Below are 24,181 nucleotides of genomic sequence, written 5' to 3'. Positions count from 1 at the left end.
AAATCGCTTAAAAACATTTGTTGCAATTTCGTAAACATTGCTCAAATATTTACAAAAGGTTTGTTATTTTGTTCCAAATCTAATAAATACTTTTTCTTTTCTATTCCAAATTTATATCCAGTAAGAGCATTGTTTTTTCCAATCACTCTGTGGCAAGGTACTAAAATCATCAAATCGTTTGAGCCAACAGCTCTTCCAACTGCTCTTGCTGATGTATTAGTGCTGTAGATTTCTTCGTATTTTTCTTTGATGTCGGTATATGTTGCAATCATTCCATACGGAATTTCACACACTAACTTCAATATCTTAGTTGTGTAATCTGATTTATCGATTAATATATCGTCAAATTGCCCTGTAATTTTACCCGAAAAATAATCGTCTAAATAATTCTTACATTTTTCAATTATTTCATCATTCCCCTGTTCTACAAAAAAATCTGTAAATTCACATTTTGTTATATTTTTTCCGTCACTTTCGATAAGAATATTTCCTAATTTTGATTTGTAAATATCTCTCATATAAAAAGCTCGGATAAATCCGAGCCATCTCCTTTATTTTACATTTAAGCTTTTGATGAAGTTAGTAAATAATACAGACAATATAAGTGCTATTACTCCAACTCCCAAATAGATATACATGTTAAGTCCACTAAATAATTTGAATGCTGATATTAAATATTCTGAGAAGAATACATTCAAAGCAATAACAATAGCAGTAAATAATATGAATATTTTCACAGCCCCGAATTTGTACGCTAAGAATATCAGTGAATTAAATGCAAGGCTACACACTGATGTGATTACAAAAACTATTGGCATATATGACAACAATGAGCCTTTTGTGAACACTCCAATCTTGTCGTAATAAATTTCGATTTGTCTAGCGTGTAAGAATCCAGACAAAACTCTTGTTAGATAAATTACACCAATTATAATTGCAAATACCAACACGACGTTGAAAATTCTTTCAAAAATCGTAGCTTTTTTGATTTGTTTTCTGTGATAAGATGATTCTACGTTCATTCCAAAATCTTGGAAATAATCTTTACTTGCTATCAATAAAAAGTAGAAAGTGTTAAATAAAAACATCGGCACAACGTATGTGAATAGTGGAAGTTTTCCAAAATCGAATTTCCATATATTAAAGTAGGAAAGTCCTCCAATGATTGCTAATATCACAACAGATACAAGAAGAGTGTAAAATGCGTATGCCAAACTATTCGACAACTTCTGTTTTAACAGTCTTTTCATAATTTCCCTCCTCAATCATTGTAATTAATTCGTCTAATGGCAATTGTTTGATTACACAGCCGTTATTTTCAAGTAAAATTCGTTCGTCTTCGTTGATTTCATCGAACATTTTGATTTCATCTTCTAATCCATCAGAAGTTCTCGTCAATATCCTTTTGTAATTCATAGCAGTGATAATCTCCTTAGGTCCACGAACCACATTTGCTTTTGTTAGTATGTTGTGCTTAGAATCCTTGAATTTAATTCTACCATCCTGCACTAACACCAAGTAATCAAAAAATACTTCCTCCACTATCGGAGCTGAAATCAATATCGTGTTTCTGATTAATTCTTGACGCTTTTTCATTATATCTATGAATTCCAAAGAAAGCTTTCTGTCTGCTATTTCAAAATTTTTCAGTAATACCATCTTTTTATTCGTAGCAAGTGCCGCAGTCATAAGCACGATGTTGCAGTAATCCTCTTTCAAATCTTCAAGTCTTGCGAATTCATCAATCGCAAATCCTTTTAGCACAGAGTCCACAAATTCTTCGTCGAAATAAGGATTCAACTTCTTTTTTAATTTAAGATACTTTTTCACTTTCATTGATGAGTTGTAATCTTGTAAAAATGTTGAAAATTCTACTTCATTTGTTAGTTTTGGAGTCTTAAGTACATTTTCTTTATCTTCGAAACCATACAAGAATTCTCCATTGTATTTAGTTGTAAAAGATCCTAAAATATCAAACAATTCATCAATATTTTTGTCGTGACCTGTAAACAAATATATGTAACCTTCTTCTATTTCAAGGCTACAATCCAAGTCAATTTTTTTAAATCTTCTTTTTTTGTTTATGTTATCTATCGTATACATAAAATCTCCTATTTAAATCTCGAATGAGACAACCTACTTGCCGCAGCCGCTGCAATCGCAGCCACTATATCATCCAAAAATGTGTTAACACAATCAGTTTTCTCCACATCTAACTCTTTGATAATTCCGATTTTTTCCTTATCCAAATACCCAAAATTAGTAAATCCAATCGAACCGTACACGTTGATTATTGACAAAGCCAACACTTCATCAATTCCATACAATCCTTCATCTGATTCGATAATTTTTTGAATAGGATCATCGAATAATTTCTTATCACAAGCTTTGTCGATCGCAATTCCTGTCAAAACGCATTGCAACACTTCTCTTTTTTCTAAAACTCTCTCTACATTTTCAGTGCACAATTGCATCGTCAAATTCGGATAATATTTTTCTTGTAAAATGAACACTATTTTTGAAATATCTTCTATCTCAACGCCTCTTTCTTGTAATTGGCGAATCGTAATCTCTTTTAATTCTTGAATAGTATAAGGATATTCAGAAACTTTTTTTCTACCCATGTTACCTCCTAAAAATATCTCTATACTATATTTTACCCAAATTTCAAGTGTTTTACACTAATTTGTAGGCAATTTTCTCTTAGAATAAATCACTTTTACCTTATCGCCAATTTCATTTTTAAAATCATTGTTGAGCATATAAGAATCGATAGTTTTGTCATCTAATTGTATCTCAACTTTTACGCTTGAGCCTTGGAACACAATATCCTTGATAATACCATCTTCTCCTTGGTCTGAAATTTTTACATCTTCAGGTCTAATATAATATCCTTCAAAAATATTTTTATCACCGATAAAATTCAACACGAAATTATTTTTCGGATTTTTGTAGATATCTAAAGGATAGGAATGTTGTTCGATTTTACCTTTGTTCATTAAAATAATATCATCTGCCAACTCAAAAGCTTCGTTTTGGTCGTGTGTTACGAAAATCATGGTAGTTCCTAAATTTTTTTGAATATTTTTGATTAACAACCTCATGCTAACTCTTAACTTTTGATCCAAATTGCTGAGAGGTTCATCTAATAGCAAAAGTTTTGGACTCAAAACCAAAGATCTTGCAAGGGCGACTCTTTGTCTTTGTCCACCTGATAATTCGTCAATCATTTTTTTCTCGTGACCTTTTAATCCCACAAGCTCAATCATTTCGTTAACCTTGTTTTCGATAGTTGTTTTGTCTATATTTTTGAATTTTAAACCATAGGCAATATTTTTGAAAACATTCATGTGGTAGAAAAGTCCGTAGGATTGAAACACAGTCGTGATGTCTCTTTTTTCAGCAGTAAGATTTGTGATATTTTCTCCATCTAAAATAATTTGTCCAGAATTTGGCTTCACAAAACCACCAATCATGTTCAAAATCGTACTTTTACCGCAACCAGAAGGTCCCAAAATACACAGCATTTTCCCTTTTTCTAATTCAAATTCAACATTATCCACAACAGTTTTATCTTCGTAAATTTTCGTAAGGTTTTTTACACTTAAAATCATTTTTTATCTCCTATCTTTGTCGCCAAATAATATCCACCATTTACAACAAGACATATCAAAATTATTATTAAAGCAATTACAGAACCAATATTGTAATTACCACTGTTTATAACATCAAACATAACAAGTGTTAAAACTTTTTGTCCTGGATAAACCAAGAAAATAATCGAACCAATTGTCGTCATTGTCGCAGTAAACGCATTGATGAATGTAACAGTAAAGCCTTTCTTAGTTAGTGGAAGCACGATATCTTTAAATACATAAATGAAATTGGCACCCAAATCCTGTGCAGAATTGATTTCATCTTCGCTGATTGATAAAACGTGACTATTCATAACTTTTGTCGAAAAAGGCATTTGCTTGAACAAAACATTCAACACTACAATTATGCTAGTTCCAACCAGCATCAATGGTTTGTGATTAAATGCCAACAAATAACCTAGACCGAAGAATGTTCCCGGTAAAATATAAGGCAAATTTGAAATATAATCTGCAACTTTAATTACCTTGCTCTTTTTGATTATCGAGTAATAAGCCATCAACAAACCAATCATACTTCCAAAAAATGCACTAATCAAAGAGTACACAATACTTCTTATTATAGTGTTTGTAATGTACGATTTGGAATTTCTGAAGTTTTCAAAAGTAAATGTAAGTTCGTTGTTTTTCATTTTTGTAAATGCTGACAAAATAATTGACGCATATTGAATCACAAGCCAACTCAACAAAAACACACTGATAACGCACAAGAAATAAAACACAGCAGATTTTTTGTCAATAATTGCACTTTGTGAAGAATTAGAATTGACATTGCTTTTTCTCATAGACTTCGAATAAATGATAAACATAATAACAGAAGGAATCAAAATCATTATGTTGATAACTGATGCAGTTTTAATATCTCCTTTGCTAATGACCGTCATGTATCCTTCACTTGCCAGAACGTTAAACTTACCACCTATAATTGCTGGAGTTCCAAAATCCGCAATTGAACGAATAAATGTGAGGAAAAATACAGAAATCAATGTATTTTTTAATTGTGGAATTAAAATATCGATTACTACATGATTCGTATTCGCCCCCAAATCAATTGCTGAATTGATAGAAGCTGTATCCAAATTATTAAGATAAGATATAACCATTAAACAACTCAACGACAAAAATCCCAACGTTTCCATTAATATAATTCCCGTCATTCCATAAGGATTGGTGTTTAATTTCAACAAATTGTACGTGATGAACCCTCTTCTACCGAATAAATTTATGTAAGACAAACTTGTTACAAAAGGGGGCGAAATCATCGTCACCAATAAAATTGCACTAATGATTTTTTGATGAATTTTACCACTCAAAAAGCAATACAATCCAATTATTGCAGAAAAAATAGTCGTTAAAACCGATACAATAAAACCAACAGTAATTGAATTCACAAACAGATTTTTGTTCTCTTTAAATACATTTAATATAAAATCTATTGAATTGCCTCCATCTGCAGTGAATGCTTCTTTAAATACATACAAAAATGGAAGTCCAATAAAAACGAATATGAGTAGGAAAATTATGTATTTAATAAATTTATCTAATATTTTCATAATTTACTCCATTTAAAACAAGCACCCGTTAAGGTGCTAGTAAAATGGGAGAAACCTGACAGATTTCTCCCTATTAAATTACTTATTTTTTACAAATTCTGAGAATTTATTTAAAATAGCTTCTCTCTTTTCACCAAAAGTAGACAAATCTTGTTTGATTAAGTTTTCTTTTTTCAAACCTAAATCAAGACCTTTGATTCCATCTTTAACCATTTGGTTAGAATCTTTTCCGTCTATTTCTGCTAACATTTGTAAAGATTCATCTTCTAACATGAAATCGATGAATGCTTTTGCAACTTCAGTGTTAGGTGAATTTTTGAAAATAGCTACTCCTTCTGGAACCCATGGAATACCATCTTCAGGATATACAACAGTTAAGTTGTTGTCTTTTGCTGTATCGAACGCTGATTTGTCAACTGGAATAATACCAATTCCAAATTCTCCAGCAGCTGTTTTTTCTTGAGGATCTTTTCCTCTTTTGCCGTAGAAGCTGATGTTATCATTTAATTTAGATAAATAATCCCAACCTTTTTCTTCGCCGTATTTGTCCAATAATCCTTTAACTGCTGCATAATTTGTACCAGAAATTGAAGGATCACTCATGATTACTTCGCCTTTGTATTTTGGATCTGCTAATTCATCCCAAGTTTTTGGAACTTCTAAGTTTTTAGATTTTAATACTTCGTTATTTGCTAAGAAGCCAACAACTGTGATTCCTTTTGATAACCAATAACCATCTTTGTCTTTGTAATCGTCTGGAATTTGTTTCAAAGCTTCAGATTCATATTTTTCTAACATATCGTCTGATTTAGCTTTCATGAAAGCGTCGATTCCGCCTCCAAACCATACATCAGCCATGGCTTTACCTTCGGCCTTCGCTCTTGATAAAACTTCACCACTTGACATAGATAAGAATTCTACCTTAGCTCCTGTTTTTTCAGTGAACTTGTCAAATAATTTTACGTATTTGTCGCTTGTAGCAACAACGTTCAAAGTTTTACCTTCAAACTTTTTAGCATCGTCTGCTTTTTCTTCAGTTTTTGTAGATTCTTTTGATGTTGTTTCCTTTGAATTATCTTTTGATTGACAAGCAGTCAACGCAAAAATTAACATCAAAGAAAGACTTAACATCTTTAAAAATTTGTTTTTCATAATCCCTCCATATTTTTAAATTTTATCATTAGATAGTATATATTATTTTGAAATATTTTACAAATACACAAAATGACTCCAATTTTTGGAGTCATATCGTGTAAATTATTTCTCAATATATGATTTTATAAAGTAATTTCCGTCCTTATTTTCAAGAGTAAGAGTCGCATAGTTGTTTTTTAATACCAAATCATTGCCTTTGATTTCTCCTTCATTTGGATAAAAAGTGCCTATGCCAACATCGCTTACAAATGTATAATAAGCATTGTTTTCTTTCAAATACAAGCATTTTTCTTTATTTTTAACATCGTCTGAAACAATTCCTGCGTATTTTTCCAACGTAGCATCTACAAGATTCTTGTCGATTTCTACAAGTGGCATATTTTTGCTTGAAAATTCAAATTCTGAAAAACTATCTAGTTTTTTCAATTTTTCTATTATAGCTTTATGCTCATCTGAATTTTCTTCATAATTTTTCGATGGAAAATATTTGATAAAACCATCCAAATCTATTTCTTTTGGATCGTTGTAACTTCCTGCCTTGAAGAAATTCGAAGTTATGTTTATAATTCCATCAAATTCTGATCCAGGAAATTTTTCCACAAATACTTTTTTAATTTGCTTTACTTCTTCATCTGTAAGTTTTCTATCTTTCCCTGATTTTATTCCTTTGAAAGCTTGTTCAAAGTAATTTCCTACCCATTTTTCTTGTTCTTCAGTTAGTTTGATATTTTGTTTGTTAGAATTATTTTTACTACAAGATGCTAGAAAAATTATCGCAAATAATAAAACAACCGAAAATTTTAAAAATTTATGTAATCTTTTCATACATACTCCCCCTTTATTTGGTTTATTTATACCCTGATTTTTTAAATTCATAACAAAAATATCCCCTCAATAAAAATTGAGAGGATACCTAAAATTTAGAAGTTTATTGGGATTATTTTATTATGTTTGTTAATTGTTCGATTACTTTTTCAGATACTGATTTTTCTCCACCGATTACATAAGATTTGTTGAATTTAGTATCTTTGATGAATTTTTCAGCATTATCTGACAATTTATCTTTATTTGTAAGAAGTATTGCACCTTTTTGTTGTGCTGAGAATGGTGCTGCGACTAATGCATCTGCAAAATCTTCGCCACTTGCTACTACTACAACTTCTTTTGCTCCAGAGTATTTTGCAAGAAGAATACTTGTTTCGTATCTGTCAGCTCCACCCATTCTATTAACTGTTGCATTGGAGATTTTTTTGATGTTGGCTTTTGTATTTTCAGATACTGATTTTTCTCCACCAGCTATGTTTATTAATGATGCTTTTGATGATTTGATAACATCTTCAACTGATTTGTCGATAGCGTTAACTCTTACTAAGAGTATTGGAGCTTTGTCTTTTTCTGCTGCGTTGTTAAGTGATAATGCATCGGCATAATTTTCACCACTCGCGATTTCTAATGTTGTTGTCTTACCGTCAATAAGTTTAGCTGCGATTTGTGCACTTGTTTTGTATCTGTCTGCTCCAGAAAGTCTTTCTACTTTGAAATTTCTCTTTTCTAATTCTTTTTTCAATCCTTCATCTACAGATTTTTCTCCACCGATAATAGTGATTTCTTTTGCTTTTAATCTAGCAATTTCACTCATTACTTCTTTACTAATTGAGTTAGAAGATACATACAACAAGGATGCGTTGTTTGCTTTTGCAAATGGAGCAGCCGTCAAAACGTCAGAATAATTATCTTGGTTAGCTAATACGACTTTGTTAGTTCCTTCTTTGAACATTTTTTTAGAAACTTCGATAGATGTTTGTACTCTGTTTTCTCCAGAAATTCTTTGAACATTTTCATTTGTAGTGTTTGCAGTTGATTTTTCGATTTCAACTTGATCCACAACTTTTAATGAATCAGTTTCATATGTTGTGGCTACAATTGATTTGTCAGTTACTTCAACTTTTGTGAAGTTTGGTTTGTAATGTTGGTCTCTAACTGCCATGTAATCTTTGAATTCTACTAAATCATAGTGTTTTGAACCTGATGCAGAATTTGCAGTTAAGTATAATTGTCCTTTTGGATTTACATATTTTGATGGAACTTTGCCTTCTTCTTTTGATTTGTCAGTGAAGCTTTTTTCGCTTTCAATAGCCATTCCACCATCCATCATTCTACTTCTTGTGTATACATGGTCGTGACCTGCTACTATCAAATCAATACCATATTCTTTCATCAACGCCGGATATTCTGCTCTTCTTTTGATGATATCTTCGTCATTTGCATGCTTTGCTGCAGAATAAATAGCGTGGTGGAAACCAACTACTTTCCATTTAATGTTTTGATTTTTTGTCATTTCAATAGCTTTTTCTATTGTAGCTTTGTGTTCAGCAGTGTTCATATTATTTGAATTCAATTGGATGAATAATGTGTTGTTGTAGACGAAATAATAATTTGAACCAGCTTCTGTTTTTCCTTCAGCTTGAATATTAGGAAGTGCAAAGTGTTGTGAATAAGAGTTTGCTCGTGAATCGTGGTTACCAATTAATGTTGCAAATGTAATTCCTTTTGCGTTTTCTCTTTCGATGTATCCACTGTATTCTAATTCTGACTTAGACGCATGTTCGTTGACTTGATCCCCTAAGCTGTACAAGAAACTCATATTAGGAACTTGTTGTTTGATAACTCCCAATGCTTTTTCCCATTTATCTCTGTCTGCATAGAATTTACCAGCACCAATTTGAGGGTCCCCTGCTAATACAAATGTAAAGTCTCCTTTTGGTTGAGTTTTAAATTCGAATACTTGAGATTTTTTACCATTACCATTGTAAACTCTGTACATGTATTTAGTGTTTGGTTTCAAGTTTTTGATATTTACTTGAGAGTTTGACATATCTTTAAGTTCATACAAATCTTTTAAAGCTTGATCTTTCTTATCTTTTTCGATTTTTACTTTTTCATTTGATTTTTCATTGATATCAAATGTTGTATTGTCATCAGAAGTTACAGCTTTGATTTTCGTTGCATTTGAAAAATCTTTTTGATCATTTGCTTCTACGATTTCCAAATAACCTTGTTCTTTGCTCTTGCTGTACCAAGTGAAGTTTCTTTCACTTTGATCTTTACCAATTGTCAAGATTGGAAATCTTATTTGAGATTCTTCTTGAGTTTGTGTTGCTGTTGTGCTAATATCATTTTTTCCATTAGTTTCAGCGAATGTAGTTGTGTATGTAGCTGTTGTTGCTATTGAAAATACCATACCCAATGCTAATAACGCTTTTGCCGTTTTGTTCATTAATTTTCCCCCTTATGATTATATATAATTGATGAGAATAATGATGTCACTGGCACCATTATAATCACAACGACCGTACCTATCAGCCCTTTTGTGATTTCCACAGAAAAGAAATCAGAATTAACAAGCTGATTAAAACTTACTCCATGCGATATCAAAACCATAATCATCACTAGAGATGATCCAATAAATGCAAACACCAAAGTGTTTACCATTGTTCCAATAATATCTTTACCTATATTCATTCCGCTTTGAAAAAGCTTCCTGCTATCCAAATCTGTATTTAATGATTTAATTTCTTTCAAAGAAGATGAAATCGACACACTAACATCCATTGAAGCACCAAGAGATGCTATGGAAACTGCAGAGAATAATAAGTTCTCAATCCTAAGTCCCCACGTTTTTCCTATTAAAATCAAAGTTTCTACATTTTCCATATTGTGTCCAGAAACATACAAAACTTTTCCAATGATTTTGACCATAATTGCAGCTATCAAAAACGAAGTTCCTATCGATATCATATTTACCAAAGTCATTTTACTGTATCCATACAACACCACTAGAGAATAAACTGCACACAAAATTACCGTTATAATCGTAACCAAAATATTATTGTATCCATTCATCAAAAGCGCCACATCAAAAAATAAAATTATATAAATACTTACAAATAAAGCTATCGCACTTTTGAGACCTTTTATCCCAGCAATCACAGCCAAAAATATTACAAATAATGCTATAATCACAAAAATTCTTATACTTCTATCGTAGTTGTACACGGAATAGTAATAATCATCAGTTGAACCTGAATTTTGATTTTGAATTAGAATAACATTACTTCCTTTGTGAACTTTAATGCTGTGTGTGTTCACAAGTTCGTTATCCAACTCCACAACTTTTCCAGTTTTTAAAATCTTAGCTTTAATCTTCTGAACGCCGACAGGTTTAGAATTGTCTGGATAATCTAGCGATTCATCCACAACTTCCACAACCTTCGCCCTCAGATATTCCACACCCTTGTAACTAATCAAGCTTTCGTTTACATCTAGCTTTCTATTCAAAAAGAAAATTCCAATCAATAGCAAGATTAAAATTACATTAACAATTTTCTTCAATATTTCATCACCAAATACATTGTACGATTAAAATATTAAATTTATGTTTTTCAAAGTTAATAAAATGTAAAAATTTGTTAAAAAAACATTAAAAAAAGCATATCATTTGATATGCTCATTAAAAATATTCTCACTGTATATTTTTGAGGCAAAAAAAGAAGTAACCGGAACCATTATAATCACAACGCTAATTCCAATTAACGCTTTCGTAATTTCCACTGCAAAAAAATCAGAACTTACAACTCTATTAAAAGTATTTGTTCCGTGCAATATAAAAATCATAATGCTCACAAGTGATGATCCAATAAATGCAAATACCAATGTATTTACCATTGTTCCTATAATATCTTTGCCAATACTCATCCCACTTTTAAATAATTTTTTGCTCGATACATCTTTATTTAGTGATTGAATTTCTCTTAGCGCAGAAGCTATCGATACACTTACATCCATTGACGCTCCCAAAGCTGAAATAGCAACGGTAGAAAATAGTAAATTTTCGATATTTAATTTCCATTCTTTTCCTATTACGAGTATCAATTCTCCGACATTTTCCAGATTATATCCTGAAATATTAAGTCCAATACTCATTAACTTAACCAAAATACTCACAAATATAAATGACACCGAAACAGAAATCATGTTAATTAAACTCATTTTCGAATAACCATATAAAATCAATGTCGAAAAAATAGTACACAAAATTACAGTTAAAATCGTAATCAAAACATTATTAAATCCATTCATTATCAATGAAATATCGAAAAACAAAATTATGTATATACTAATAACAAGTGCAACCGTACTTTTTATTCCTCTACTCCCTGCAACAAGTGCTATGAAAACTAAGAATAAAACTATCCAAAAAATTGTGCCAAAACTTCTATCGTAATTATACATCCTGTAAAAAGTTTCAGAATTATGATGAGGATTCCTGCTTTTTGCCAAAATAACCTTATCATTTTCCTTTACTAAAACACTATGAGAAGCTTCTAGTTTGTTTTCCACATCTACAATTTCTCCGGTATTTTTAATTTTTGCTTTTATGTTTTGTATTCCAACGGGCTTTGAATTGTAAGGATAATCCAAAGTTTCATCAACAACATCTACTACAATAGCTTTTACATAATCAAGTTCAATTCCATCATAACTTACCAAATGATCGCTATTTCCCCATTTTGAATTTATTACAAAAACCGCGACCAAAATTAGTCCCAAAAATATATTACAAATTTTTTTCAATTATTCACCAACTCCATTTATATATAATACTACAAAAAAATGTGTTTGATAATCAATTTCAATAAAAAAGTTCTTCAGCAATCGCCAAAGAACTTTTTCAAAAATTATTCAATTAATATTTTGCTCTTGAAGAATATTCAGTGTGAAGCAAATGATGTGCTTTTTCTGAACCAGGAGCATCCAAATACTCATTGTAAATCTTTTTGATAGATTTATTTTCGTATGATCTTCTGATTGGTTTGTCCCTGTCTTCTTTATGAATAGCATTCATTCTCTTTTCTAATTTCGAAACATTCCCTCTAAGAAGTGGTTGTCCAGCTCCACCGATGCATCCACCAGGACATGCCATGATTTCTATAATATCGTAGTGAGCTTTTCCATCTCTGATGCTTTCCAAAAGCCTTCTAGCATTTGCGAGTCCACTTGCAACAGCAACTTTAACTTCTTTTCCTAAAATTTCTATTCTGGATTCTTTAATGCCTCTCATTTCTTTAAGTTCTTTGAACTCTAATTGTTCAAGGTCATCACCAGTTAACATATTGTAAGCAGTTCTTACAGCAGCTTCTAATACACCACCACTTGATCCGAAAATCACACCAGCTCCTGATGATTCTCCCAATGGATCGTCAAATTCAGAATCTTCTAAGCTTGGAAAATCTAATGAGTATTCCTTAATCATGTGCGCCAATTCTCTCGTACTAATTACATAATCTACATCAGAAATATCTTCAGTTAAACCAAGTTCTGGTCTTGCTGATTCGTATTTTTTAGCAACACAAGGCATTACAGAAACTACAACGATATTTCTTGGATCAACGCCTATTTTTTCTGCAAAATACGTTTTGGCAACTGAACCAAACATTTCGTGTGGAGATTTACAAGTAGATGGAATGTTCAACATATCCGGGAAATTGTGTTCAATAAATTTAACCCAGCTTGGACAACAACTTGTAAGTATTGGTAAGTTTTCTTGTTTTTTGAATCTGTCTACAAATTCGTAAGCTTCTTCCATAGTTGTCAAGTCAGCGGCAAAATCTGTGTCGAAAACATAATCAAATCCGATTTTTCTTAGCGCAGTTACCATTTTGCCTGTAACGACACTTCCAACTTCCATTCCAAATTCTTCTCCCAAAGCAACTCTAACTGCTGGAGCCGTCTGAACCAAAACAACTTTTTCTTCGTCATTCAATGCTTTGTAAACTTTTCTTACATTGTTTACTTCTGTCAACGCACCAGTTGGACACACTGACAAACATTGTCCGCAAAATACGCAGTTAGTGTCAATCATTGGCTTATGATATTGTGTTCCTACAACTGTTTCAAAACCTCTATCAATTGAAGTTAATGTACCAACTGATTGCACATTTGTGCACATAGTTTCGCATCTTTTACACAAAATACATTTGTTAGGGTCTCTAATAATTGAAAAAGAACTTGTGTCAGGTTCGAATATTTTTCTCTCACCTTTAAATCTAATATCTTTTATATTTGCCAACACTGCCAAATCTTGTAATTCACAGTTACCATTTCTCTCGCAAACCAAACAATCTGTTGGGTGATTTGACAAAAGAAGTTCGATATTAGTTCTTCTTGTTCTGATAACTCTTGGAGTATCAGTTCTAATTTCCATTTTATCTTTAACTAAAGTATTGCACGCTGGAACTAATTTATGATTGTGAGCTAATTCCACCATACAAACTCTGCAGTTCGCTTCTGAATTTACAAATCCCAATGAATGCATATCCAAATGACATAAAGTAGGAATGTGTATATTTATTTTTTCGCAAGCTTGAAGTATCGTAGTGCCTTCTTTTACTTGTACATCTACATCATTAATTTTAATATTTAACATATTCCCCTCCTACATTTTTACAATTGCATGAACAGGACATGCGCTACGACAATTATCGCATTTAATACAAACATCTGTGTCGATTTCGTGCATTTCTCTTTTTTCTCCAGAAATAGCATTAACCGGACATTGTTTTTTACAAATTCCACAACCAACACATTTTTCTGTAATTGTATATTGCAATAAATCTTTACATACTGATGCGCGACATTTTTTATCGACAATGTGTTCCTTGTATTCATCCCTGAAATATTTCATAGAACTAATAACAGGAGTTGTCGCAGTTTTTCCCAAACCGCACAAGCTTGAATCCGTAATTACAGCACACAAATCGTCAAGCAAATCCAAATCTTCTAATTCGCCTTGACCAGATGTGATTCTTTCAAGAATTTCAAGCACTCTTTTGTTACCAATTCTACATGGAGTACATTTTCCGCATGATTCATCAACAGTAAATTTCATGAAGAATTTCGCAATGTCGACCATACAGTCAGTTTCATCCATTACAACCATTCCTCCTGAACCCATGATTGAACCAATTCTTGCAAGAGAAATAAAATCAACTTTTGTATCGAAAAGTTCTTCTGGAATACAACCACCAGATGGTCCACCAGTTTGAACAGCTTTTACTTTTTTATTGTTAGGAATTCCTCCACCAATATCAAAAACTATTTCGTTGATTGTCATGCCCATTGGAACTTCTACAAGTCCAGCATTATTTACCTTACCAACCAATGCGAAAACTTTTGTTCCTGGAGAATCTTCCGTACCGATTGATTTGAACCAGTCAGCTCCGTTATTAATTATCGCAGCAATATTTGCAAATGTTTCAACGTTGTTAAGTACAGTTGGTTTTCTGAACAAACCTTTTTCAGTAGTTCTGAAAACTTTCGCTTGAGGCATACCTCTTTTACCTTCAATTGATTGAATTAGTGCAGTACCTTCACCACACACAAATGCTCCAGCTCCCAATCTAATTTTCAAATCAAAACTAAAATCAGAGCCTAATATGTTATCTCCTAAAAGATTGTATTTTTTTGCATCATCAATTGCTTTTTTCAAAGCAGCTACCGCTTTTGGATATTCTGCTCTTATGTAAACATAACCCTTATCTGCGCCGATTGCTTTCGCACAGATAGCCATAGCTTCAATTACGCTGTGAGGGTCTCCTTCTAGAATCGATCTGTCCATGTACGCACCTGGATCGCCTTCGTCTGCGTTACAGATTACATATTTTTGATCAGATTCTACACGCATTGCACCTTCCCATTTTCTTCCTGTTGGGAAACCTGCTCCACCTCTACCTCTCAAATTAGAATCTTTTACTATGTCGATTATTTCTTGATTACTAAGTTCAAAAATGGATTTTTCTAAAGCTTTGTATCCACCCATCACTATGTATTCTTCAATACTTTCAGGATCGATTATCCCGTAATTTTTTAAAGCGATTCTAGTTTGTTTTTGGAAAAAATCACCTTTTTTAGTTATTTTTTCGCCATCAACTACAAAATTATCATCATTTTTAATTCTATCGTAAAATTTCGAAGAATTTTCTTTTATAATTTGATCAATTACATTAGTCTTTTCCATTACGACTCCTTAACATTTGATAAAATTTCAGCTACATCTTCAAGCTTAACATTTTTATACACTGTATCGTTGACAGTAACCACAGGCGCCGATGCACAATCTCCCACGCATCTCGTCTCAACTAAAGAAAAAATCAAATCATCTGTAGTGTCGCCTACTTCTATTCCCAATCTCTTGGAAAATTCATCCAACAAATTTTCAGCACCTTTTACATAACATGCAGTTCCCATACACACAGAAATAGCATACTTTCCTTTTGGTTTCAAAGTGAATCTGGAGTAAAAAGTGATTACACCGTAAATACTAGCTGGCGTAATATCAAATTCTTCTGAAATTTTATCCACAACTTCTTGTGGAATATAACCGTATTTGTCTTGAACTTTGTGCAAAACTTCAATCAAATCGGTCTTGTCTTTCCCCTTTAGAAAACAACTTATATCAAATTTGTTTTCGCAACAGTTACACATATTGCCCCCCTATTTATAATACTAGCTTCATCATAGCAAAGTATGCAAATGTTGTCAAACGAAATTTTATTAATCAAAAAATAAATTCTGTATAAATAAAATTTGACATTTACTTGCATTAATAATAATATAATATTGAAAATTTTTGTAAGATATTTATCTTAAAAAATGGAGAGATAAAGGCTTTGGAGTTATTAGAAAAATTAAAAAACAACGACAAATTAACAATACAAGAGTTTGAATATTTGATAAAAAACAGAAATGATTTTTACGATGATTTTGCAAATGAAGCTTTGAAAATAAGAAAACATTTTTACAAAATCGACGTTTATTTCAGAGCGTTGGTAGAGATAAGTTCATTCTGCAAAAATGATTGCTTTTATTGTGGACTCAGACATTCTAACAAGAACGCTCACCGCTACAGATTATCCAAAGAAAAAATACTACAGTCAGTAGAAGGATCTTACCAGAGAGGCTTCAGGACATTCGTGCTTCAAGGTGGAGAAGATTCTGAAATAACCGATGAGTTTTTGATAGATTTAATTAAAAAAATCAAATCAAAATATTCTGATGCTGCTGTGACACTTTCATTAGGTGAGAGAGATTTTTCTTCCTACGAAAAATTAAAAAACGCTGGAGCTGATAGATATTTGCTTCGTCACGAAACAAATGATGAAAATCACTATTCGAAACTTCATCCTAAATCAATGAGTCTTGATCACAGAAAAGACTGCCTAAAAAATTTAAAAAGTCTTCACTTTCAAACTGGATGCGGAATGATGGTAGGGTCTCCTTTTCAAACTGATTTAACATTGGCAAAGGACTTGTACTTTATCCAAGAACTTCAACCGGAAATGGTTGGAATTGGTCCATTTATTCCCGCTGACAACACTCCTTTTGAAAATTATGAGCACGGCGATTTGGATTTGACATATTTCCTTTTGGCAATGATAAGATTAATTGACCATAAGGCTCTTATTCCAATCACAACAGCACTATCAACATTGGACAAGGACTCAATTAAAAAAGGTTTGAGTGTTGGAGGAAATGTTCTGATGCCTAATGTTTCTCCTGTTGAAAATAGGAAAAATTATTCGATATATAATGATAAAAAAGATTTCGAAATTCAAATATCTGGCAATTTTGAAAAATTAAAAGAAAAAATAGAAGCACTTGGGTTTAACCCAAATATGAGTATAGGAAATTATGGTGAATAAAATGTACGATAAAAAAAGCGATAAAGCTGTTGAATTTATATCTAATGAAGAAATTTTAAGATGCTTGGACGAATCCAAAAAACAAAAACCATTGGAATTTTACATGAATATTGTCGAAAAAGCAAAAAAAGAAAAAGGATTAACCCACGAAGAGGTTGCATATTTAATTAATTGCAACAAAGATGAAGTATGGGATGAGATTTTTAAATTAACAAACAAAATCAAAAACGATTATTATGGAAACAGAATTGTTCTTTTTGCGCCATTATACTTATCAAACTACTGCATAAACGGCTGTACATATTGTCCTTATCACGCTAAGAACAAAACTATTCCAAGAAAAAAACTTACACAAGAAGAAATCAAAAAAGAAACAATCGCTCTTATGGATATGGGACACAAAAGACTTGCTCTTGAAATGGGAGAAGACGACAGGATAAATACGATGGATTATTTGTTGGAAAGTATCAAAACTATTTATTCTATCAAACACGAAAACGGATCAATTAGACGTGTCAATGTAAACATTGCAGCTACTACTGTTGAAAACTACAGAAAATTAAAAGAAGCTGGAATTGGAACTTACATTTTATTCCAAGAAACATACAACAAAGAAAACTACGAAATTTTGCACCCAACTGGACCAAAACACAACTACGATTATCACACTGAAGCGATGGATCGTGCAATGGAAGGTGGAATTGACGATGTTGGTGTTGGTGTGTTGTTTGGCTTGGAAACATACGATTACGAACTCGTTGGGCTAATGATGCACAAGGAACATTTGGAAGAAAAGTTTGGCTTTGGCCCTCACACAATTAGCGTGCCTAGAATTTGTCCTGCTGATGATATCGACACGAACGATTTTGAAAACGCATTATCAGATGATATTTTCATAAAAATAGTTTCGTTATTGCGAATTGCGGTTCCTTACACTGGAATAATCGTCTCTACAAGAGAATCACAAAAAAGCAGAGAAAAAGCTTTGAAAGTCGGTGTCAGCCAAATTTCTGGTGGATCTCGTACATCTGTCGGTGGATATTGTGTAGAAGAAGATGAAACTTCTCAATTTGATACATCTGACAAGAGAAGCTTGGATGAAGTTGTAAATTGGCTGTTGGATATGGGACACATTCCAAGTTTTTGTACAGCTTGTTACAGAGAAGGAAGAACTGGCGACCGATTCATGTCACTTTGTAAATCAAAACAAATCCTCAATGTTTGCGGTCCAAATGCACTACTAACATTGAAGGAATACTTGATGGATTATGCCAGTGATGAAACGAAGAAAAAAGGCGAAGAAATAATCCAAAAAGAATTAGCAAATATTCCAAATGAAAAAGTCCGCGAAAAAACTAAAGAATATTTACAGGAAATAGAAAATGGCAACAGAGATTTCAGGTTCTAGCGCTCACAAATCAATGAAAAACAGAATCGTAATCGTCGGCGATACCAACGTTGGAAAGTCCACTTTAATCAACAAAATTTGCAAACAAAATGTTTCGATTACATCCGACATCAAAGGAACTACCACAGATACCGTGAAGAAAACCATAGAAATAGAAGGCGTTGGCGCTTGTACGATTGTAGATACTGCAGGACTTAATGACGATACTTTTCTTGGAGAAGACAGAAAATCAAAAACTCTCAATGAAATCAAGTCCGCTGATTTGATAATTTATGTGACAGACGATATGAACAAAACTCAAATTGATTTTGAAACCGATACAAACGTCAAAATAATTAAAGTTTTTAACAACAAATCGCCTGCAATAATTAAACCAGAAGACTCTGAAATTTTATCTGTAAATGCACTAACTGGAAAAAATGTCGACTTATTATTAAAAAGGATTTCAGAAAATTTAATTCCCAAATCATCATCAATAACAGATGGATTGGTGAATAATCACAACGAAATTCTTTTAGTAATGCCACAAGACAAAAGCAGCCCAACAGGAAGATTAATCCTTCCCCAATCTCAAATAATGAAAGAGCTTTTGGAGAAGGAATGCTTGGTTTTAAGCACAGGACTAGAAACTTTAGAACAATCGCTACAAATGATGACAAATCCAGACCTTGTAATCACAGATTCAAAAGTTTTCAAAGAAGTAGACAAAATTTTGGACAAAAATATAAAACTAACATCATTTTCAATACTTTTCGCAAAAAACAAAGGCGACCTCAATTATTTTATCCAATCAGTATCAGTGCTTGATAATTTGACAGATGATGTGAAAATATTGATAACAGAAGCTTGTACTCACTCACCAAAAGAAGAAGACATCGGAAGAGTCAAAATTCCATCTTTAATTCGTAAAATCAATCCAAATGTTACAATTGATTTCGTGAGAGGAGATGATTTCTTCAACGTAGCTTGCAAATACGATTTGATAATTCATTGTGGTGGCTGTATGCAAAACAAAATGTACATGCAAAGCAAAACGAATTTCGCAAAATCGCACAACATACCAATGACCAATTATGGAATTGTTCTTGCGAAAATCAATAAAATATTAGACAGAATCACATATTAAAAACGAGCTGAATTAAATCAGCTCGTTTCTTATTTTACTTGCATTGTTTTGTTGCAATATTTTTGTACTTTTTTATCATGACTTATAATGAACACGATTTTATTGTCGATATCTTTAATAAAATTCGAGAAGAAATCTTCCTGTGATTCTGAATCCAAGTTGCTAGTTATTTCATCAAAAATATAAACATCTGCATCTCTCATAAGACTTCTAACGATGGATACTCTTTGTTTTTCTCCTCCCGATAAGTTTTCTCCATTTGCCAAAATTTCTGAATCCAAGTTTTTATTCTTCAACACAGGCTTCAAAACATCCATAGACAATATTTTTTCATCGATAGATTTGTCTTTGACTGTATCCACCAAAATATTTTCCCTCAAACTTGCAGGAATGATAAGTGGATTTTGTGGAACGTATGCGACTTTTTCTCTTAATTCATCCAAAGATAATGAATTGACGGACTTTTCGTTAATAGATATTCCATCGACATCTCTGATATTCAACAGCGAACGTAGAAGTGTACTTTTACCCGCACCACTTTTTGCGTCTATGTATACGATATCTGAAGGATAAAATTCTTCATTAATATCAAATTTGAACTCAGTGTCCAATATTTTCACAACAGGATTTTCAAACTTCACTTTGCTAATCGTGTTTTCAATTGCAACATCATTTTTATTTTCCAAATTATCTAAAATATTTTCCTTATAAAAACCAGAGTCAACCTTCAAATTCGTTAAATCGATGTTTACTCCATTTAATGAATACAACGAATCGAAGAATACATTGATTACCAAAGTAAACACCACAATTGAGTATAACTTAGCATTTCCAATCGTAACATTATAACTTATCCATATCAACAAAGCGTTTTGCACAAGCTCGTTAAACATTCTAATACTACTGCTTGCTGCACCTGCGAATTGATTAACGCTTTTGTGTGCTTCAAAAATTTCCACGATTTTCTTGTTGATAAGATTATCAAAACCATCAAACTTGGAGTATTGTTTCAAAAAATCTGGATTGCTGTAAATATTGTTAAAATCTTGGTAGTTTTTGGAAGTAATTGCAGATAGTGATACGCATTTTTCAGATAATTTCTTATTGATTAATTTAAATCCAAAAAACGTAAATGGTATTATCGCCAGTAAAATCAAACCATAATAAATATTTTGAATTGAAACAAAAATCAAAGCTCCAATAATTATCAAAATAGAACTAACCATTGTATTTACATCATCAATCAAAAAACTGTAAATAGAATTAGTCAACTTAGAAATCTTCGTAATCAGTGAATTGTTTCCCAAATTAATCATAGTGTCGTATTTCACATGAAATAAATCTTTCATAAAATTATCCATGTTTTCTGAATTCACATTCACCGCTACTTTTTCTTTTAACAAAATCAGCCCTATTTGAATAAAATAATTTAACACCATTATACCAAACAATAAGAACAAATCACTTCTTTGAATGTTGGTAATATCTCTGAAAATTTTATTACTTAAAAATGGTACGGACAACGTCGCCACAACCATAATTAAACTCATAATCAAAGATACTGCTATAAACTTGATGTTCTTTTTAAGAATTACTTTTATCATAATGCCCTCTCTCCTTCAATTTTATAATTCTTACCCAAAGCTACAATCAATTCTATTGATTAGAAAACGCTTTACTATTATTATACTCTTCAAAAAAAAATAAACAATGGTTATAAGCTTCTCGTTATATTTTCGGCATTTTTTACTCAAATTTTATCGAAATTTAAAAAGATTAACTTAAATCTCATAAAATGATATAATTAGAATAATATTAGGAGGAAATATGAAATTTATTAGCACTAGGGATAATTCAATAACTATCGATTCTCAAGAAGTAATCTTCAATTGTATAAATGATGATATTTACGTTCCTTTGAATTTAGATAATTTGTACGATATTGATGTGCTTAGAGATATGACATATAACGAACTTGCTATATATATTTTGAAGCATTTTTTAACTGATATTGACGAAGATTCAATATCAAGCATTGTAAATAACGCTTACGATGGAGATGAGCCTAATGTTTTTTTGAGAAAAACAAATGATAGATGCTACGTCGAACTTTTCAACAACAAAAGTCTGTCTTATAGGGACTTGTCATTGAGTATTATCTCTAAATTTATAGATATTAATTTGAATAATAATGAAGATGTGAAAAACTTATACCTGTTCACAGCTTCCACGGATATCTCTGTGTCTACGATTGAGAATTTTAAAAAGATGAACACAAAAGTTTTCGTGTTTTATCCAAATAATATCTCAGATATCGAAAAATCAAAATTATTATCCACACTTTCCGATAATGTCTGTGCAATTGGCGTAGATGGTGATTTTTATGAATGTAAAAAATTAGTGGATAGTTTGATAAATGATTCTGATATCAAAAATTTGATTGCACAAAAAGAATCGGTGATTTCTACGTGCAATTCTTTGAATATAATCAGAGTTCTCACTCAAGTTATTTATTATTTTTACAGTTATGTGACAATGGTAAAATACGGAGAGATAGAAGCTGGAAAAAGAATCAACGTAAGTATTCCTACGGAAAATTTCGGCAATATAATGGCTTGTTTCTATGCAAAAAGAATGGGACTTCCTATTAATAAAATAATTTGTGCGACAAAAAGTCCATTGTCTTTCAAAAAATTCTTGGATACGGGAGAATTTGTCTATGACGAAGTTTTCGGTGAAGAATCCACATCATTTGAAAGATTGGTCTTGGCGAATATCGAAAGATTACTACATCATTTGATAAATAATCAAGATAGAATAAGAGAGATTTACACCGATTTTAGAGAGAAAAATAAATTCACTTTGTATCCTGAAGAACTACAAAAATTGAGTTGTATTGAAACTTACAGCATGACAAGTGATGAAGTCAGTCAGAAAATTTTGAGATTATTCTTGGAATGTCAGTATCCATTATCCCCTCAAACTGCAATGGCTTCTCTTGCCTACGACAAATATGTCATCGATTCTTATGACTACACTCCTTCAATAATTATGGCTACAACATCACCATATTCTTCTACGGAAAATGTGTTGAAATCATTCGGGTACAATGAAGATTTGGATATAAATATGGCTTTGGAAAAGTTAAACTCTTTTATAAAATCGCCTATTCCCGATAATTTACAAAACATCAAAAAAATTGACACGACGATTTTCGATTCAACTGAAATCAAAGATATAGTTTACAAAAAAATACAAGAAATGAATTAAGCGGCGCAAATTTTACGCTGCTTTTTGTTTTAAATAATCAAATATCGGATATATATTAAAATAAGAGAAATTTTAAAATAAAACAAGGGGGCATTATGAACAATTTTACATTTTACAATCCTGTAAGAGTACATTTTGGTAAAGGTCAAGTTACAAACCTAAAAGAAGAATTAAAAGATTACAATAAAATTTTAGTAACTTATGGTGGAGGAAGCATCAAGAAAAACGGAGTCTACGATGATGTTATGGAAAATTTGAAAGGCAAAGAAGTTTTTGAACTTTCTGGAATCACTCCAAACCCAAGAACTGACAAAGTTTATGAAGGAATTAAAATCTGCAAAGAAAATGACATTGATTTTATACTGGCTGTCGGAGGCGGATCTACATTGGACTGCTCAAAAGCTATCGCAATGGGTGCAAAAACTAATGAAGATTTCTGGGATTATTTCTTCGAAGAAAAAAACAAACCAACAGACGCTATCAAACTTGGAACAGTAATTACAATGGCTGGAACTGGTAGTGAAATGGACGGTAGTTGTGTAATTTCAAATATCGAAAGAAAGAAAAAATACGGCTACGGGCACAGATTATTGTATCCAGTATTTTCAATAATCGACCCAACATACACATATTCACTTCCAAAATATCAATTAATCAGTGGAACTTGCGATATGTTCAGCCACATAATGGAAGAATATTTTTCAGAACCAGATTACGAAAACACAACAGATAATATATCAGAAAGCTTGATGAAAACTGTAATCGACAGTATCAAAGTAGCTCTCAAAAATCCTGAAGATTACCAAGCTAGAAGCAATCTAATGTGGGTAAGTACACTTGCAATCAACGGACTTACTGCCACTGGTAAAAGCTCAGATTGGTTAAGCCACAAATTGGAACACACATTATCCGCATATTTTGATGTAACTCACGGGATGGGACTTGCAGTAGTTCATCCAAATTATTTGAAATTTGTCTACAAAAATCATTTGAAAAAATTCAGAAGCTTTGCAATCAACGTGTGGAATATAGATCCAGAAGGAAAAACAGATGAAGAATTAGCACTAGAATCAATCGAAGCACTACAAAACTTCTTCAAAGAAATCGGAGCTCCAACTACACTTCGTGAACTTGACATTCCAAAAGACAAAATCAAAGAAATGGCTGAAAACACAGCCGCATATAAAACAAGCTACTCAGATTTGTCAACATCAGACATCGAAACAATTTACAATAACGCATATTAAAACTAAAAT

At 31.9% G+C, this 24,181-nt stretch carries 20 protein-coding genes; 5 read left to right on the top strand and 15 right to left on the bottom strand.

Annotated elements, in window-relative coordinates; genetic code table 11:
* Window positions 1–41 precede the first annotated feature (41 nt).
* The 14 genes from GKG01_RS03595 to nuoE all read right to left on the bottom strand — a co-directional run bounded on the left by GKG01_RS03595 (window position 42) and on the right by nuoE (window position 15,904).
* Window positions 42–518: a methylated-DNA--[protein]-cysteine S-methyltransferase gene (locus tag GKG01_RS03595; protein WP_154271527.1), complete on the bottom strand. Its 477-nt coding sequence runs from the start codon at window positions 516–518 to the stop codon at window positions 42–44.
* Between the two features lie 33 nt (window positions 519–551).
* A complete protein-coding gene (locus GKG01_RS03590) occupies window positions 552–1,250 on the bottom strand; it encodes a hypothetical protein (protein ID WP_241684739.1) in 699 nt (232 codons plus the stop codon).
* Complete coding sequence (locus GKG01_RS03585) at window positions 1,216–2,103, bottom strand: ABC transporter (RefSeq protein WP_154271526.1); 888 nt, start codon at window positions 2,101–2,103, stop codon at window positions 1,216–1,218. The genes GKG01_RS03590 and GKG01_RS03585 overlap by 35 nt, the downstream gene beginning before the upstream one ends.
* Before the next feature lie 8 nt (window positions 2,104–2,111).
* The gene (locus GKG01_RS03580; protein ID WP_094206094.1) at window positions 2,112–2,624 is read right to left on the bottom strand and encodes a phosphatidylglycerophosphatase A; all 513 of its coding nucleotides are present in this window, start codon (window positions 2,622–2,624) and stop codon (window positions 2,112–2,114) included.
* A gap of 57 nt (window positions 2,625–2,681) precedes the next feature.
* Window positions 2,682–3,614, bottom strand: coding sequence for an ABC transporter ATP-binding protein (locus GKG01_RS03575; protein ID WP_154271525.1), 933 nt, complete (start codon window positions 3,612–3,614; stop codon window positions 2,682–2,684).
* Complete coding sequence (locus GKG01_RS03570; RefSeq protein ID WP_154271524.1) at window positions 3,611–5,206, bottom strand: iron ABC transporter permease; 1,596 nt, start codon at window positions 5,204–5,206, stop codon at window positions 3,611–3,613. Before GKG01_RS03570 ends, GKG01_RS03575 begins: the two co-directional genes overlap by 4 nt.
* A 78-nt stretch (window positions 5,207–5,284) precedes the next feature.
* Window positions 5,285–6,358, bottom strand: a complete 1,074-nt coding sequence (locus tag GKG01_RS03565; protein WP_154271523.1) for an ABC transporter substrate-binding protein — start codon at window positions 6,356–6,358, stop codon at window positions 5,285–5,287.
* Window positions 6,359–6,463: 105 nt separating this feature from the next.
* Window positions 6,464–7,186, bottom strand: coding sequence for a hypothetical protein (locus GKG01_RS03560; RefSeq protein ID WP_241684738.1), 723 nt, complete (start codon window positions 7,184–7,186; stop codon window positions 6,464–6,466).
* A gap of 112 nt (window positions 7,187–7,298) precedes the next feature.
* Window positions 7,299–9,638, bottom strand: a complete 2,340-nt coding sequence (locus GKG01_RS03555; protein ID WP_154271521.1) for a cell wall-binding repeat-containing protein — start codon at window positions 9,636–9,638, stop codon at window positions 7,299–7,301.
* The gene (locus GKG01_RS03550) at window positions 9,638–10,753 is read right to left on the bottom strand and encodes a YibE/F family protein (RefSeq protein ID WP_154271520.1); all 1,116 of its coding nucleotides are present in this window, start codon (window positions 10,751–10,753) and stop codon (window positions 9,638–9,640) included. The genes GKG01_RS03555 and GKG01_RS03550 overlap by 1 nt, the downstream gene beginning before the upstream one ends.
* Before the next feature lie 102 nt (window positions 10,754–10,855).
* Window positions 10,856–11,995 carry a YibE/F family protein gene (locus GKG01_RS03545; protein ID WP_094207491.1) on the bottom strand — a complete coding sequence of 380 codons (1,140 nt, stop codon included), beginning with the start codon at window positions 11,993–11,995 and terminating at the stop codon, window positions 10,856–10,858.
* A gap of 112 nt (window positions 11,996–12,107) precedes the next feature.
* A complete protein-coding gene (locus tag GKG01_RS03540) occupies window positions 12,108–13,847 on the bottom strand; it encodes an NADH-dependent [FeFe] hydrogenase, group A6 (RefSeq protein WP_094207492.1) in 1,740 nt (579 codons plus the stop codon).
* 9 nt (window positions 13,848–13,856) lie between these two features.
* Window positions 13,857–15,437, bottom strand: coding sequence for an NADH-ubiquinone oxidoreductase-F iron-sulfur binding region domain-containing protein (locus GKG01_RS03535; RefSeq protein ID WP_154271519.1), 1,581 nt, complete (start codon window positions 15,435–15,437; stop codon window positions 13,857–13,859).
* Complete coding sequence (gene nuoE, locus GKG01_RS03530) at window positions 15,437–15,904, bottom strand: NADH-quinone oxidoreductase subunit NuoE (protein WP_110057775.1); 468 nt, start codon at window positions 15,902–15,904, stop codon at window positions 15,437–15,439. Before nuoE ends, GKG01_RS03535 begins: the two co-directional genes overlap by 1 nt.
* Window positions 15,905–16,089: 185 nt before the next feature.
* Between nuoE and hydE the strand changes: the two genes are divergently transcribed.
* Genes hydE through hydF form a run of 3 tightly spaced genes read left to right on the top strand, consistent with a single transcriptional unit; the run spans window position 16,090 to window position 19,655 of the window.
* Complete coding sequence (hydE, locus tag GKG01_RS03525; RefSeq protein WP_154271518.1) at window positions 16,090–17,121, top strand: [FeFe] hydrogenase H-cluster radical SAM maturase HydE; 1,032 nt, start codon at window positions 16,090–16,092, stop codon at window positions 17,119–17,121.
* Between the two features lies 1 nt (window position 17,122).
* On the top strand, window positions 17,123–18,529 hold the full coding sequence (gene hydG, locus GKG01_RS03520) for a [FeFe] hydrogenase H-cluster radical SAM maturase HydG (RefSeq protein ID WP_154271517.1): 1,407 nt from the start codon (window positions 17,123–17,125) through the stop codon (window positions 18,527–18,529).
* Window positions 18,504–19,655, top strand: a complete 1,152-nt coding sequence (hydF, locus tag GKG01_RS03515) for a [FeFe] hydrogenase H-cluster maturation GTPase HydF (protein WP_154271516.1) — start codon at window positions 18,504–18,506, stop codon at window positions 19,653–19,655. Before hydG ends, hydF begins: the two co-directional genes overlap by 26 nt.
* Before the next feature lie 29 nt (window positions 19,656–19,684).
* On the opposite strand, the gene GKG01_RS03510 is transcribed toward hydF, so the two are convergent.
* The gene (locus GKG01_RS03510; RefSeq protein WP_154253753.1) at window positions 19,685–21,259 is read right to left on the bottom strand and encodes an ABC transporter ATP-binding protein; all 1,575 of its coding nucleotides are present in this window, start codon (window positions 21,257–21,259) and stop codon (window positions 19,685–19,687) included.
* Between the two features lie 223 nt (window positions 21,260–21,482).
* Between GKG01_RS03510 and GKG01_RS03505 the strand changes: the two genes are divergently transcribed.
* Window positions 21,483–22,925 carry a threonine synthase gene (locus GKG01_RS03505; protein WP_154253755.1) on the top strand — a complete coding sequence of 481 codons (1,443 nt, stop codon included), beginning with the start codon at window positions 21,483–21,485 and terminating at the stop codon, window positions 22,923–22,925.
* A 95-nt stretch (window positions 22,926–23,020) separates the two neighbouring features.
* A complete protein-coding gene (locus GKG01_RS03500) occupies window positions 23,021–24,172 on the top strand; it encodes an iron-containing alcohol dehydrogenase (RefSeq protein WP_154253756.1) in 1,152 nt (383 codons plus the stop codon).
* The last annotated feature ends 9 nt before the right edge of the window (window positions 24,173–24,181 follow it).

This window comes from Finegoldia sp. BIOML-A4, from assembly GCF_009679635.1.
GTDB lineage: Bacteria > Bacillota > Clostridia > Tissierellales > Peptoniphilaceae > Finegoldia > Finegoldia magna.
The sequence above is the reverse complement of the archived record's forward strand: the minus strand, read 5'-3'. Positions and strand labels throughout refer to the sequence as shown.

Coding starts and splice junctions, on each gene's coding strand:
- GKG01_RS03505 (WP_154253755.1), top strand. CDS start 21,483: ATGAAATTTATTAGCACTAGGGATAATTCAATAACTATCGATTCTCAA.
- GKG01_RS03570 (WP_154271524.1), bottom strand. CDS start 5,206: ATGAAAATATTAGATAAATTTATTAAATACATAATTTTCCTACTCATA.
- GKG01_RS03535 (WP_154271519.1), bottom strand. CDS start 15,437: ATGGAAAAGACTAATGTAATTGATCAAATTATAAAAGAAAATTCTTCG.
- GKG01_RS03560 (WP_241684738.1), bottom strand. CDS start 7,186: ATGAAAAGATTACATAAATTTTTAAAATTTTCGGTTGTTTTATTATTT.
- GKG01_RS03580 (WP_094206094.1), bottom strand. CDS start 2,624: ATGGGTAGAAAAAAAGTTTCTGAATATCCTTATACTATTCAAGAATTA.
- GKG01_RS03595 (WP_154271527.1), bottom strand. CDS start 518: ATGAGAGATATTTACAAATCAAAATTAGGAAATATTCTTATCGAAAGT.
- GKG01_RS03500 (WP_154253756.1), top strand. CDS start 23,021: ATGAACAATTTTACATTTTACAATCCTGTAAGAGTACATTTTGGTAAA.
- GKG01_RS03555 (WP_154271521.1), bottom strand. CDS start 9,638: ATGAACAAAACGGCAAAAGCGTTATTAGCATTGGGTATGGTATTTTCA.
- nuoE (WP_110057775.1), bottom strand. CDS start 15,904: ATGTGTAACTGTTGCGAAAACAAATTTGATATAAGTTGTTTTCTAAAG.
- GKG01_RS03565 (WP_154271523.1), bottom strand. CDS start 6,358: ATGAAAAACAAATTTTTAAAGATGTTAAGTCTTTCTTTGATGTTAATT.
- GKG01_RS03540 (WP_094207492.1), bottom strand. CDS start 13,847: ATGTTAAATATTAAAATTAATGATGTAGATGTACAAGTAAAAGAAGGC.
- GKG01_RS03590 (WP_241684739.1), bottom strand. CDS start 1,250: ATGAAAAGACTGTTAAAACAGAAGTTGTCGAATAGTTTGGCATACGCA.
- hydG (WP_154271517.1), top strand. CDS start 17,123: ATGTACGATAAAAAAAGCGATAAAGCTGTTGAATTTATATCTAATGAA.
- hydF (WP_154271516.1), top strand. CDS start 18,504: ATGGCAACAGAGATTTCAGGTTCTAGCGCTCACAAATCAATGAAAAAC.
- GKG01_RS03585 (WP_154271526.1), bottom strand. CDS start 2,103: ATGTATACGATAGATAACATAAACAAAAAAAGAAGATTTAAAAAAATT.
- GKG01_RS03575 (WP_154271525.1), bottom strand. CDS start 3,614: ATGATTTTAAGTGTAAAAAACCTTACGAAAATTTACGAAGATAAAACT.
- GKG01_RS03510 (WP_154253753.1), bottom strand. CDS start 21,259: ATGATAAAAGTAATTCTTAAAAAGAACATCAAGTTTATAGCAGTATCT.